15 protein-coding genes are annotated in these 12,807 nt (G+C 62.9%); 8 read left to right on the top strand and 7 right to left on the bottom strand.

Going from position 1 to position 12,807, the window contains the following annotated elements:
• Positions 1 to 111: 111 nt before the first annotated feature.
• The 4 genes from J7573_RS19950 to J7573_RS19935 all read right to left on the bottom strand — a co-directional run bounded on the left by J7573_RS19950 (position 112) and on the right by J7573_RS19935 (position 3,579).
• Positions 112 to 609: a GreA/GreB family elongation factor gene (locus J7573_RS19950; protein WP_294339384.1), complete on the bottom strand. Its 498-nt coding sequence runs from the start codon at positions 607 to 609 to the stop codon at positions 112 to 114.
• 68 nt (positions 610 to 677) lie between these two features.
• The gene (locus J7573_RS19945) at positions 678 to 1,034 is read right to left on the bottom strand and encodes a hypothetical protein (protein WP_294339381.1); all 357 of its coding nucleotides are present in this window, start codon (positions 1,032 to 1,034) and stop codon (positions 678 to 680) included.
• Between the two features lie 127 nt (positions 1,035 to 1,161).
• Positions 1,162 to 3,015 carry a DUF4105 domain-containing protein gene (locus J7573_RS19940; RefSeq protein WP_294339378.1) on the bottom strand — a complete coding sequence of 618 codons (1,854 nt, stop codon included), beginning with the start codon at positions 3,013 to 3,015 and terminating at the stop codon, positions 1,162 to 1,164.
• Between the two features lie 75 nt (positions 3,016 to 3,090).
• Complete coding sequence (locus tag J7573_RS19935; RefSeq protein ID WP_054887210.1) at positions 3,091 to 3,579, bottom strand: DUF3015 domain-containing protein; 489 nt, start codon at positions 3,577 to 3,579, stop codon at positions 3,091 to 3,093.
• A gap of 252 nt (positions 3,580 to 3,831) precedes the next feature.
• Between J7573_RS19935 and J7573_RS19930 the strand changes: the two genes are divergently transcribed.
• The 5 genes from J7573_RS19930 (at position 3,832) to J7573_RS19910 (ending at position 8,526) form a co-directional block, all read left to right on the top strand.
• The gene (locus J7573_RS19930) at positions 3,832 to 6,270 is read left to right on the top strand and encodes an AAA family ATPase (RefSeq protein WP_294339373.1); all 2,439 of its coding nucleotides are present in this window, start codon (positions 3,832 to 3,834) and stop codon (positions 6,268 to 6,270) included.
• A gap of 162 nt (positions 6,271 to 6,432) precedes the next feature.
• Positions 6,433 to 6,771: a hypothetical protein gene (locus tag J7573_RS19925; RefSeq protein WP_294339371.1), complete on the top strand. Its 339-nt coding sequence runs from the start codon at positions 6,433 to 6,435 to the stop codon at positions 6,769 to 6,771.
• A gap of 108 nt (positions 6,772 to 6,879) precedes the next feature.
• Positions 6,880 to 7,368 carry a TIGR00645 family protein gene (locus J7573_RS19920; RefSeq protein WP_003247486.1) on the top strand — a complete coding sequence of 163 codons (489 nt, stop codon included), beginning with the start codon at positions 6,880 to 6,882 and terminating at the stop codon, positions 7,366 to 7,368.
• Between the two features lie 149 nt (positions 7,369 to 7,517).
• Positions 7,518 to 7,823 (top strand): DUF6482 family protein, encoded by a 306-nt coding sequence (locus tag J7573_RS19915; RefSeq protein WP_103445750.1) that lies wholly within the window; start codon positions 7,518 to 7,520, stop codon positions 7,821 to 7,823.
• Between the two features lie 85 nt (positions 7,824 to 7,908).
• A complete protein-coding gene (locus tag J7573_RS19910) occupies positions 7,909 to 8,526 on the top strand; it encodes an FKBP-type peptidyl-prolyl cis-trans isomerase (protein ID WP_294339349.1) in 618 nt (205 codons plus the stop codon).
• Between the two features lie 129 nt (positions 8,527 to 8,655).
• On the opposite strand, the gene J7573_RS19905 is transcribed toward J7573_RS19910, so the two are convergent.
• The 3 genes from J7573_RS19905 to J7573_RS19895 form a co-directional block, all read right to left on the bottom strand.
• The gene (locus tag J7573_RS19905; RefSeq protein WP_060512530.1) at positions 8,656 to 8,901 is read right to left on the bottom strand and encodes a hypothetical protein; all 246 of its coding nucleotides are present in this window, start codon (positions 8,899 to 8,901) and stop codon (positions 8,656 to 8,658) included.
• A gap of 81 nt (positions 8,902 to 8,982) precedes the next feature.
• The gene (locus J7573_RS19900; RefSeq protein WP_023382397.1) at positions 8,983 to 9,324 is read right to left on the bottom strand and encodes a zinc ribbon domain-containing protein YjdM; all 342 of its coding nucleotides are present in this window, start codon (positions 9,322 to 9,324) and stop codon (positions 8,983 to 8,985) included.
• 163 nt (positions 9,325 to 9,487) lie between these two features.
• Positions 9,488 to 10,456 (bottom strand): polyprenyl synthetase family protein, encoded by a 969-nt coding sequence (locus J7573_RS19895; protein WP_294339343.1) that lies wholly within the window; start codon positions 10,454 to 10,456, stop codon positions 9,488 to 9,490.
• 244 nt (positions 10,457 to 10,700) lie between these two features.
• Between J7573_RS19895 and rplU the strand changes: the two genes are divergently transcribed.
• The 3 genes from rplU (at position 10,701) to cgtA (ending at position 12,729) form a co-directional block, all read left to right on the top strand.
• Entirely contained in the window at positions 10,701 to 11,015 is a 315-nt protein-coding gene (gene rplU / locus J7573_RS19890) for a 50S ribosomal protein L21 (RefSeq protein WP_003247466.1), read from the top strand.
• Between the two features lie 38 nt (positions 11,016 to 11,053).
• Positions 11,054 to 11,311: a 50S ribosomal protein L27 gene (rpmA, locus tag J7573_RS19885; RefSeq protein ID WP_003247464.1), complete on the top strand. Its 258-nt coding sequence runs from the start codon at positions 11,054 to 11,056 to the stop codon at positions 11,309 to 11,311.
• A gap of 188 nt (positions 11,312 to 11,499) precedes the next feature.
• Positions 11,500 to 12,729, top strand: coding sequence for an Obg family GTPase CgtA (gene cgtA, locus J7573_RS19880; RefSeq protein ID WP_294339283.1), 1,230 nt, complete (start codon positions 11,500 to 11,502; stop codon positions 12,727 to 12,729).
• Positions 12,730 to 12,807: the final 78 nt, after the last annotated feature.

Here is a 12,807-nt window from a genome sequence, read left to right as displayed (position 1 = left end):
TGCGCGGCCCATCGCCGGCAAGCGCGGCTCCCACAGGGACACCACAGGCCTCAAGGGCGGTGATACACCTGTGGGAGCCGCGCTTGCCGGCGATGGGCCGCGCAGCGGCCCCTAGGCCCCACCTCCAATCTCGACCACCTCGATCATCTGATCCCCCGCCGGCCGCTGCCACAAAACTTCATCCCCAGGCCCGGCCCCAAGCAACGCCCGCCCCAGCGGCGATCCCCAGTTGATCATCCCGTGCCCGGCATCCGCCTCATCCTCGCCCACCAGCTGCACCACATGCGCCTGGCCCTGCTCGTCGACGAACCTGACCCGGCTCCCAATCTGCACCTTGCTGCCTGAAGTCGCCGCTGGCACCACCTGCGCGCTCTGCACCCGCGCGCTGAAATAGCGCAGGTCGCGTTCGGCATCGGCCAGGCGCTGCTTGTCGCCATGCTCGCCCTGGGCCTGCAACTCGCTGCGCAAGGCATTCAGTTCGCTCACGCGCTGTTGCAGCTGGCGCAGGCCGCTGGCAGTGACGTAATTGGGCTGGTCGCTGACGCGCCGCTCCACTGGCTGGTCAGCCTGGGCGGCGGCCTGGTCTTCGTTGACGAATGCTCGGCTCATGCAATGGCCTCCTGCTGTTGGAGACCAGCATGGCAGGTCGGCGGTTTCAGTGGATGTCCGTTTGCGACCTACTTGCTGCGATAGGCACGGGCGGCACCTTGGTCTTTCTCCTGCTGCCACTCGCGATCACGCTCGTCCCAGAAGCGCTCATGGTACTGGCGCTGTTCCTCGCTGTTCTGCATCGCCTGGCACTGGCGAAAGCCATCGTCCCAGCCAGTCTCGTAGTGGCGATCATGCAGGTAACGCGGCACGTCCTTCTTGAAGTCGCCAACCATCAACCCGGCTGCCTGACGGCCGCTGCTGCAGCCATCCTGATAGCCGTCGGCGTAGGCGGGGGGATAACCGTGGTTGACCATCTGATCGTGGGTGGTTTCGCAACCCGCCAGCAACAACGCAATGCACACGCCAAACCAGTACCGCGACATGACCACCTGGATCCTTGGATAGATACCGGAAAGTCTAGGTGGCGATTTGTCGGGGAGCTGTCAAAACAGTGTCAAAGAGTCGGTTGGATCACATCTGTCTGCCTTGACGCTCCCACAAAGGGGCGCGTCAATAGTGATACCACTTGAGCTCCAGCATCACCTCATTCTGCGCCGTCGCCAGGTGGCTGAACTCCCGTGAAGCGCTCAACCTCACCCCCAGGTTCTGGCTGATCTCCCACTGCTGGTTCAGGCTCACACTGCGCCGCACTTCGCCATTGGTGAAGTAATCGCCCTTGGCCTCCAGCGTCATGTTGCCCAGCCCGTTGCGCCACAGCAGCCCGCCATTGAACCCCGTCGCCGGGGCGATGAACTGGGCGAAGTCGTTATGGTGCTCGACCCGCACCGTGCCCAAGGCAAAGCCCAGCAAGCCATCGGCCAGTTGCCAGGTGCCGCCGGCACCGCCATTCACATGGCTCACCAGCACCTCGTCGTCATGCTTGCCCGGCACCCGCTCCAGGCCACCTGCCACTTGCCAGGACCACGGCTTGAGCAGCTCGTTGCGCGGCGTCAGCGAGCGGATGGTGGCCAGGTCCAGGCGTTGCACCTGCCAGTCGTTGCCTTCGTACTGGCGCACCTTGAGCTGCAGGATCTCGATCTGCGCCCCCAGCGGGAAGCCATAGGCATTGTCGTTGAGGTCGTGGTAGGCCATGCGCAGGCCGTATTCGGCGTAGGCGCGATCCTCTCGGGTGCCGACGCCCAGTTGCCAGGTCCGCGAGTCATGGCCGTCCTCGGGCAGGCCGGGGCGCTCGATCTGCAAGGGCGGCGGCGGGTTGCCGTTGATCGCCCGCAGCAGCTCGAAGCTGCGCTTGGCCTGCCCAGGGTCACGTTCCTGGCCATTGGCCCGGTAGCGCTCCAGGCGGTACGCGGCATCCTGCACCAGCGCCTGGCGCTCGCGGGGCAGGGCTTTGAATTCGGGACTCTGTAACTGCGTAGTATCGGCGCTGACAGCCAGCACCTGGCGCTTCTCGTCATGGTCCAGCGGCTCGGCCCGGGCCAGCAGCTCGCGTTCGCGTGACGGGCGGTAAGTCTCGCTGGCGACCAGGCCCGACTGTTTCACCGCCTTCACCGTGTCGGTGGGGATGGCGGTGAGCGGGAACTGCGAAGTCAGGTCCAGGCTCGGCCGGGCCACCTGCAGCAACTCCAGCAGGCGGTACGAGCAGTTTTCGTCGAAGAAGAAGTAATCGAACTGGATCTGCTTCAGTTCCCAGACGTGCTCGACCATGCGCCCGGTTTCCTCCGGCGTCAGGTCCAGCTGGTATTCCCACAGGTCGCGGTTCTCCAGGCTGCGGTATTCGGAGAGCTTTTCCTGGTAGGGCATCAGCGCGAACAGGCCCGGGTAGCCGCCCATCAGCCCCTTCCAGGCATACAGGATGCTGTTGTCGCTGCCTTCGATGTAGGCGCCGAAGTTGATCGCGTAACTCAGCAGCGTGGTGTCGTCGCTGCGGGTGTTGGACTGGTCGATGCGCAACAGGGTATGGCCGAACATCGACGAGGGGCTGTTCAGGTAGGCTGCCGGGAAGATCAGCGCCGCGCTGTGCGGATCGATCGACTGGTACCAGGTCTTGAATTCCTGGCAGTCCGGTTGCGGCAGGCCTTGCAGGTCGAGCTGTTCACGCAGCCAGCGGGTGCGTGCGGGGAATACGCACTGGGCGTGCTTGTCACCCAGGCTGGCCGGGGCGTACAGCGCTTCGACCGTGGCCTTGAGCTCCTGGTCCGGGTGGTGCGCGCCGTCTTCAGCGAGGAAGAAGGCGTCATCGTCCACATAGCTGCGCCAGCCGCCGAGCTTGGCGGTTTCGTAGTGGCCCAGGGCAATCCAGTAGGGGGTGTTGGCCAGTTGCTGGATACGGCCAGGGTCCAGCACGGGCATGGCATGAACGGGGGCGCAGGCACACAGCGCCAGGGAAGCGAGGCGTTTGAGCATGTCGGGCAACTACTTCTTAACGATGCCGAAAAAAGGCGAAACCCGCCCCGGAGGCCGGGGCGGGAGCAGCTGCACTCAGGCCTCGGTGGCGTATTTGGCCAGGCGTGGGTCGTTCTTCAGAACGGCCAGGGTGTTGCTGTGGACAGTTTCGGCAGTCACGTCGGCGCTGCTGAAGATCTGGTTGAAGTGCTGGTGGGTGACCGAGGCGAAGTAGCCGCGATCTTCCGGCGCGACGCCGAGGACCACGGCGTAGGTGGTCAGGGCTTCGCCCTGGCCCATGGCCATGTCTTCGGACAGTTCGTTCATCATGCCATTCATGGCGAACCAGGATTTGCCGCCGTAGGTCAGCGAAGCTTTGGTCGAACAGCCGTTGGTGCCCGAGGTCATGCCGAAGGTGGCGTTACCGGAGGTGCCGTTGGTGGTGGAGGCCAGGAAGTGCGCTGGCGTACCGCGCTGGCCTTCGAACAGCATGTTGCCCCAGCCGCAGTTCGGGCCGCCCGGCGCTTCGGCGAGGGCGTTCAGCGAGACCACGGTGAACAGAGTACCCAGAAGAATCCGTTTCATAGCATTGTTCTCTTTGTCTTAACCAAGGGTCAGGGTTGTCTGGCAACGCGGTTGCCAGGTCGGGAAAGCATTTCACCCACCCGCGCAGCTTGGAGTTTAGGCATGATCTAAAGGTTGCGTTGTTGATTGCGAAAAATTTGCTCATACAGGTCAGCGTCTCGCCTGCGACATAAAGTCCCGTGGAGCCTTGCAAGGCGCGCGCGGGCAGCGCCAGAATGCTGCGTATCTGCCCCGCCGAAGTAAGGAAACCCAATGCCCGATCCTGTCGCTGCGCGCCTGCGTCTCGCGCCTGAAGCCCTGACCCGGCGTTTCTCCCCCGAGCAGTTTGCCTTTACCAATACCGACGATCTGGAGCCGTTTCGCGGAGTCCTGGGCCAGGAGCGTGCTGTCGAGGCCCTGCAGTTCGGCGTGGCCATGCCGCGCCCTGGTTACAACGTGTATGTGATGGGCGAGCCGGGCACCGGCCGCTTCTCGTTCGTCAAGCGCTACCTCAAGGCCGAGGGCAAGCGCCAGCAGACCCCGGCCGACTGGCTTTACGTCAACCATTTCGACGACACCCGCGAGCCCCGCGCACTGGAGCTGCCTTCCGGCAGCGCGGCCGAGTTCATCAGCGACATGGGCGGGTTGATCGACAACCTGCTGTCGACCTTCCCGGCGGTGTTCGAGCACCCGTCGTACCAGCAGAAGAAGGGCGCCATCGACCGCGCCTTCAACCAGCGTTATGACCGTGCGCTGGATGTGATCGAGCGCGCCTCGCTGGAAAAGGACGTGGCCCTGTACCGCGATGCCAGCAACGTCGCCTTCACCCCGATGGCCGACGGCAAGGCGCTGGATGAAGCCGAGTTCGCCCAGCTGCCCGAAGAGGTCCGCGAGCAGTTCCACGAGGACATCGCCCTGCTCGAGGAGCGCCTCAACGAGGAGCTGGCCAGCCTGCCGCAATGGAAACGCGAGTCGAACAACCAGCTGCGCCAGCTCAACGAAGAAACCATCACCCTGGCCCTGCAGCCGCTGCTGGCGCCGCTGTCGGAAAAGTACGCCGAGAACGCGGCCGTCTGCGCCTACCTGCAGTCCGTGCAGCTGAACCTGCTGCGTACCGTGGTCGAGCAGCTGGTTGAAGACAGCAAGACCGACGCCGCTGCGCGCAAGCTGCTCGAAGAGCAGTACGCGCCGAGCCTGGTGGTCGGCCACCACGCTGACGGTGGCGCGCCGGTGGTGTTCGAGCCGCACCCGACCTACGACAACCTGTTCGGGCGCATCGAATACAGCACCGACCAGGGGGCGTTGTACACCTCGTATCGGCAGTTGCGCCCAGGCGCCTTGCATCGCGCCAATGGCGGCTTCCTGATTCTCGAAGCCGAGAAGATGCTGGGCGAGCCGTTCGTCTGGGACGCCCTCAAGCGCGCCCTGCAGTCGCGCAAGCTGAAGATGGAGTCGCCGCTGGGCGAGCTGGGCCGTGTCGCCACGGTCAGCCTGACGCCGCAGATGATCCCGCTGAACATCAAACTGGTGATCATCGGTTCGCGCCAGCTGTACTACGCGCTGCAGGACCACGATTCGGACTTCCAGGAGATGTTCCGCGTGCTGGTCGACTTCGACGAAGACATGCCGATGGTCGACGAAAACCTCGAGCAGTTCGCCCAGCTGCTGCGCACCCGCACCAATGAAGAAGGCATGGCGCCGCTGACCAGCGATGCGGTGGCGCGCCTGGCCACCTACAGTGCCCGCCTGGCGGAAAACCAGTCGCGCCTGTCGGCACGCATCGGTGACCTGTTCCAGCTGGTCAGCGAGGCTGATTTCATCCGCCAGCTGGCCAGTGACGAGATGACCGATGCCGGGCACATCGAGCGTGCGCTCAAGGCCAAGGCCACCCGCACCGGGCGTGTCTCGCAGCGGGTGCTCGACGACATGCTCGCCGGCATCATCCTGATCGACAGCGAAGGCGCGGCGATCGGCAAGTGCAACGGCCTGACCGTGCTGGAAGTCGGCGACTCGGCGTTCGGCATGCCGGCACGCATTTCCGCCACCGTCTACCCGGGCGGCAGCGGCATCGTCGACATCGAGCGTGAGGTCAACCTCGGCCAGCCGATCCACTCCAAGGGCGTGATGATCCTCACCGGGTACCTGGGCAGCCGCTATGCCCAGGAATTCCCCCTGGCGATTTCCGCGAGCATCGCCCTGGAGCAGTCCTACGGCTATGTCGACGGCGACAGTGCCTCGCTGGGGGAGGCATGCACGCTGATCTCGGCCTTGTCGCGCACGCCGCTCAAACAATGCTTCGCCATCACCGGCTCGATTAACCAGTTTGGTGAAGTGCAGGCGGTGGGCGGGGTCAACGAGAAGATCGAAGGCTTCTTCCGGCTCTGCGAGGCACGTGGCCTGACCGGCGAGCAGGGGGTGATCATCCCGCGCGCCAACGTCGCCACGCTGATGCTCGACGAGCGCGTGTTGCAGGCGGTGGAGAACGGCATGTTCCACGTCTATGCCGTGAGCCAGGCCGATGAGGCGCTGAGCCTGCTGGTCGGCGAAGATGCTGGAGAGCTCAACGATGAAGGCGTATTTACCGAAGGCAGCGTCAACGCCCGTGTGGTCGAGCGCTTGCGCGAGATCGCCGAGATGATCAGCGAGGAAGAGATCGAGAAGGCAGAAAAGGAACGGCTGGAAGAGGTGATTGCCCAGGCCAAACCGGCCTGAGTCAATAAATCGGCGCTGGCGGCCATGTGCTACCGTTCAGCGCCGGTTTTCCATCTTTCTGTACTGTTCTTCTATGCTGGAACTTAAGGACGGTATCAGGGTTCAGGATGGAAACAGCCTGGGTTTTCAGGCTGAACGGGGCTCATTGGAGGGGACGCGGCCATGCGCAACCTCAGCCTTACTCGCCAGTGCCTGGGCCTGGTGACCCGCATCGAATGCAGCATCCGCCCACTGGCCGGCGACAACGGCATGTGGACCTTGCTGTTCGCCGCCGGCATGTCCGGTGAACAACCCTCGGCGATCAAGGCCCAGGGGCCGTTCCATGGGCCGATGGTGGCCGAATCCGTGCTCAATGCCATCGTCGACAGCCTGACCCTGCACGGGTACCAGGTAGCCGATGATCCACAGATCTGGTGCCTGCACCTGCAGGCTCAGTTGCGGCGAATCAACGGCGAACGCTGCCGGAACCTGGGGGATTACCAGTTCCACCCTGAAACCTGAGCATACATACCCAGCAGTGCGGCATCCGGCCGCAGGCTTTTGCTGTCACAGGTGGCTGGCTATACTCGCGGCCGATTTTCCAGTCACCTGACGAGTCCCAAACCCTCCATGGAACGTATTCTCGAAAACGCGATGTATGCCTCGCGCTGGCTGCTCGCACCCATCTACTTCGGCCTGTCCCTCGGCCTGCTGGCCCTGGCGCTGAAGTTCTTCCAGGAAGTTGTCCACGTCCTGCCCAACGTCTTCGCCCTCAGCGAAGCCGACCTGATCCTGGTCATCCTGTCGCTGATCGACATGTCGCTGGTGGGCGGCCTGCTGGTGATGGTGATGATTTCCGGCTACGAGAACTTCGTGTCGCAACTGGACATCGACGAGAGCAAGGAAAAACTCAACTGGCTGGGCAAGATGGACTCTTCGTCGCTGAAGATGAAGGTAGCCGCTTCGATCGTGGCGATTTCTTCCATCCACCTGCTGCGGGTGTTCATGGATGCGCAGAACATCTCCACCGACTACCTGATGTGGTACGTGATCATCCACATGACCTTCGTGGTCTCGGCCTTCTGCATGGGCTACCTGGACAAGCTGACCAAGCACTAAGTCCGGTCAGGCCCCTGTGGGAGCGGGCATGCCCGCTCCCACAGAGATGAAGGTCCAACTGACGAGCGGCGTCAGTAATGCCTTGTGCAATCCCCCGTTCCGTACAAAAAATGAGCACTCATGCGTGGTTCCCAAAGCGAGGTGCTCTCATGAACCTGCATCAGCTCAACTCCGAGGCCAGGGCCGGCCATGTCGACGAACTGAACCTGATTGCCATCGAAGGCGGCGACTACCTGATCGAGGCCCGGGTCAAAGGCCATCCCCATCCCCTGTCCGATACCCGCGGTGAGCGCTTGCGCGTGCACTCGGTGGAGGATGCGCGCAAGTTGCTGCAGACCATTCCGATGGTGTCGATGAACCTCGTGCACTGGTCGGTGCAGGACGAAATGTGCGGCATGGGCACGCACCCGGAAGAAGACCTGAAGGTGCCGATTTCCCAGCGTTCGGCCTGGTAGCTGCTCGCGCCGCCCCAGTGTGCTAGGCTGCTCGCCCTTTTCATCAAGGGCGCGGCCGCACTGCGCCCTGCAGTGGAGCACGACAATGTCCGAACTCAACCTGTCCACCGACGAAACGCGCGTCAGCTACGGCATCGGCCGTCAACTGGGCGGCCAGCTGCGCGACAACCCGCCACCAGGCGTGAGCCTGGAAGCCATCCTGGCCGGCCTGACCGACGCTTTCAGCGGCGCCGAGAGCCGTGTCAGCGAAGCCGACCTGTCGGCCAGCTTCAAGGTCATCCGTGACCTGATGCAAGCCGAAGCTGCAGCCAAGGCTGAAGCCGCCGCTGCCGCTGGCAAGGAATTCCTGGTCGAAAACGCCAAGCGTGACGGCATCACCACCCTGGCTTCGGGCCTGCAGTTCGAAGTGCTGACCGCAGGTGAAGGCGCCAAGCCGACCCGCGAAAGCAACGTGCGCACCCACTACCACGGCACCCTGATCGACGGCACCGTGTTCGACAGCTCCTACGATCGTGGCCAGCCGGCTGAATTCCCGGTTGGCGGCGTGATCGCTGGCTGGACCGAAGCCCTGCAGCTGATGAACGCCGGCAGCAAATGGCGCCTGTACGTGCCGAGCGAGCTGGCCTACGGCGCCCAAGGCGTTGGCAGCATCCCGCCGCACAGCACCCTGGTGTTCGACGTCGAGCTGCTCGACGTTCTGTAATGCCTTTGGGGCCGCTTTGCGGCCCATTCGCGGGACAAGCCCGCTCCCACAAGGAACCGCGCTGCCTTGGGCATTGTGATATCCCTGTGGGAGCGGGCTTGTCCCGCGAAGAGGCCGGCGATGCCGGCCTCAATTCCAGTCTGTTCCCCCTGGGCGCAAGGCCCGTGCATAGCAGAACAGAAACAGGTTCCGCACCAGCTCCTTGAGCACCACCGGCTCACTCGAATTCAGCCCGTACAGGTCCAGGTCACCCTGGTCGCGCAGCTCGTCCAGTGCTTCTTCTTCGAGCACTGCGCACACCTCACCGGTTTCCCGGTGGAGGATGCGCAGATAGGGGTGGGGGCGGTCCAGCCAGGCGTCGATCAGATAAGTCATGGCTATTCTCCTTGGAAAGCGGTTCCAATGAGAATAATTCTTATTATCAGAATAGCAAGCGCCAATTGGCAGAATTTGTAATCAGACCTTGCGCACGAATTCCGACTTCAGCTTCATGGCGCCGATGCCGTCGATCTTGCAGTCGATGTCGTGGTCGCCGTCGCACAGGCGGATGTTCTTGACCTTGGTGCCGACCTTGACCACCAGGGACGAGCCCTTGACCTTGAGGTCCTTGATCACGGTAACGGTGTCGCCGTCCTGCAGGACGTTGCCGACCGAATCCTTCTTCACCACGTCATCGCTGGCCGCTTCGGCTTCGCCGCTGGCCGACCACTCGTGGGCGCACTCGGGGCAGATCAGCTGAGTGCCATCCTCGTAGGTGTATTCGGAGTTGCATTTGGGGCAGGGTGGCAGCGTGCTCACTTCGGTTCCTTAAACAGACGGACGGTTAAAGGCCCATATTATATAAGGTTTTGCGGGGGAAGTGTTCCGTCAGCACAAAAGCTTCGCGGGCAAGCCCGCTCCTACAGGGTGAGGTGTCTACCTGTAGGAGCGGGCTTGCCCGCGAAGAAGGCGACTCGGTCTGTCAGTGGGTACGCGCGACCGCAAACTCGCTCAGCTCGACCAGCGCATCCCGGTATTCGCTGGCTGGCAGCACTTCCAGGCACTCGATGGCACGCTTGACGTAGTCACGCGCCAGCTCGGCGGTGTACTTCAGGGCACCCGAAGCCTCGACGGCCTCGCGAATCTGCTCCAGGTCTTCCAGGCCACCCTTCTGGATCGCCTTGCGCACCAGTGCCGCCTGCTCCGGCGTACCTTCACGCATGGTGTAGATCAGCGGCAGGGTCGGCTTGCCTTCGGCCAGGTCGTCGCCGACGTTCTTGCCCAGGGCTTCGGCATCGCCTTCGTAGTCAAGCAGGTCGTCGACCAGCTGGAAGGCCACGCCCAGGTGGTCACCGAAGGTGCGCAGGGCTTCGCGCTGTGCTTCGCTGGCTTGGGCCAGTGCCGCGGCGCTGTGGGTCGAGGCTTCGAATAGCATGGCGGTCTTGCCGCGGATGACGTCCATGTAGACTTCTTCGGTGGTGCTGGCGTCGCGTACTCGCGACAGTTGCAGCACTTCGCCTTCGGCGATCACCCGGGTGGCCTTGGAGAGGATCTGCATGACCGGCATCGAGCCCAGCTCGACCATCATCTCGAACGAGCGCGAATAGAGGAAGTCGCCCACCAGCACGCTCGGTGCGTTGCCCCACAGGGCATTGGCGGTGGAACGGCCACGGCGCATGCCGGACATGTCGACCACGTCGTCGTGCAGCAGGGTGGCGGTGTGCAGGAACTCGATGGTCGCGGCCAGCAGGCGCAGGTCGTCGCCTTCACGGCCCAGGGCCTTGCCACACAGCAGGACCAGCAGCGGACGCAGGCGCTTGCCACCGGCGGACGTGATATAGTCGCCGATCTTCGATACCAGCGGCACGCGCGAGGTCAGCTGCTTCTTGATGATCTCGTCGACGGCGCTGAAATCTTCAGCTACCGCGCGGTAGAAGGTTTGGGGTTGCATCGGCTGCTCCAGTGAGGTTGCGCGGCATGCTAGGTCGCGGGTCCCGGTGTGTCAAGGCGCGGTGCCCGCTGGCCGGGGGCGGGACTTGCAAGCAAAACCGGGGTTGCGTACAATCGCGCACCCTAACTTCCTGGGCAGCACCTGCCTTACGCAATTGCACAGGGCCGTTCCAGCCCCATGCAGCCATGCCAGCCAATACTCATCATATAAAGCGCTGGGTGAGCAGGATTATCGGAGAAATACCATGTCTTACGCAGTAATCGTTACCGGCGGCAAGCAGTACAAAGTCGCTGAAGGTGAATTCCTCAAGATCGAAAAACTGGAAGTCGCCACTGGCGAATCCGTGACCTTCGATCGCGTCCTGCTGGTTGCCAACGGTGAAGAAGTCACCATCGGCGCACCAGTCGTCGCCGGCGCTAAAGTGGTTGCCGAAGTCGTTTCGCAAGGCCGTCACGACAAGGTTCGCATCATCAAGTTCCGTCGTCGTAAGCACCACATGAAGCGTATGGGCCACCGCCAGTGGTTCACCGAGATCAAAATCACCGGTATCCAGGCTTAATCGCCTCGGTCCCCTGAATTTATTTGGAGAATTGAACCATGGCTCACAAGAAGGCTGGTGGTAGTACTCGTAACGGTCGCGACTCAGAATCTAAACGCCTTGGCGTGAAGATGTATGGCGGCCAGGTTATCAAGCCAGGCAACATCATCGTCCGTCAGCGCGGCACCGAATTCCACGCTGGCTACGGCGTTGGCATGGGCAAGGATCACACCTTGTTCGCCAAGATCGAAGGCGTGATCAAGTTCGAGAAGAAAGGCGAGTTCATGCGCCGTTACGTGAGCATCGTCGCCGCTTAATCGCGACGTCGCTCCAGAAGCCCCGTCATGCGACGGGGCTTTTTCGTTTGTGGTGAGCCTCTTGCAAAGCTGTTTGTATGGGCTGCCGGCGTGGGTTTCTACGGTCGTACGGGGCCGCCGCGCTCATTTTTGCAAGAGCCTCAGGTTTTTCAGTATTCAACTCGCCGACGGGCGAGAGGCGGTTTTCAATGAAGTTTGTTGACGAAGTATCCATTCGGGTCAAAGCCGGTGACGGCGGTAACGGTTGCATGAGCTTCCGCCGCGAAAAGTTCATCGAGAACGGCGGCCCAAACGGCGGTGACGGTGGTGATGGTGGTTCGGTGTACATGGTTGCCGACGAAAACCTCAACACCCTGGTCGACTACCGCTACACCCGTCACCACGAAGCCCAGCGCGGCTCCAACGGTGGCAGCACCGACTGCACCGGCAAGAAGGGCGATGACCTGTTCCTGCGCGTGCCGGTCGGCACCACCGTGATCGACGCCTCGACCCAGGAAGTGATCGGTGACCTGATCACCCCAGGCCAGAAGCTGATGGTCGCCCAGGGCGGCTGGCACGGCCTGGGTAACACCCGCTTCAAGTCCAGCACCAACCGTGCGCCGCGCCAGACCACCCCAGGCAAGCCGGGTGACCAGCGCGACCTGAAGATGGAAATGAAGGTATTGGCCGATGTTGGCCTGCTGGGCCTGCCGAACGCGGGCAAGAGCACCTTCATCCGTTCGGTCTCGGCCGCCAAGCCGAAAGTCGCCGACTACCCGTTCACCACCCTGGTACCCAACCTGGGCGTGGTCAGCGTCGACCGCTGGAAGAGCTTCGTCATCGCCGACATCCCCGGCCTGATCGAAGGCGCCTCCGACGGTGCCGGCCTGGGCATCCGCTTCCTCAAGCACCTGGCGCGTACCCGCGTGCTGCTGCACCTGGTCGACATCGCGCCGCTGGACGAAAGCAGCCCGGCCGATGCCGCGGAAGTGATCGTCAACGAGCTGACCCGCTTCAGCCCGTCGCTGGCCGAGCGCGAGCGCTGGCTGGTGCTGAACAAGTCGGACATGGTCATGGACGACGAGCGCGATGAGCGCGTGCAGGAAGTGATCGATCGCCTGGAGTGGGAAGGCCCGGTCTACGTGATCTCGGCCATCTCCAAGCAGGGCACCGACAAGCTCAGCCACGACCTGATGCGCTACCTCGAAGACCGCGCCGACCGCCTGGCCAACGACCCGGCCTACGCCGAAGAGCTGGCCGATCTCGACCAGCGCATCGAAGACGAAGCCCGCGCCCAGCTGCAGGCCCTGGACGACGCCCGTACCCTGCGTCGCACCGGCGTCAAGAGCGTGCACGACATCGGCGACGACGACGATGGCTGGGATGATGATTTCGAGGACGACGAAGACGGTCCGGAAATCATTTACGTGCGCGACTGATCGGTTGCAGTACACTAAACGCCGCTCTCAGGAGCGGCGTTTTTGTATCCACGGTATCTACAGATTCGACATAGGTTG

The organism is Pseudomonas sp. (genome assembly GCF_017744435.1).
Lineage (GTDB): Bacteria > Pseudomonadota > Gammaproteobacteria > Pseudomonadales > Pseudomonadaceae > Aquipseudomonas.
The sequence above is the reverse complement of the archived record's forward strand: the minus strand, read 5'-3'. Positions and strand labels throughout refer to the sequence as shown.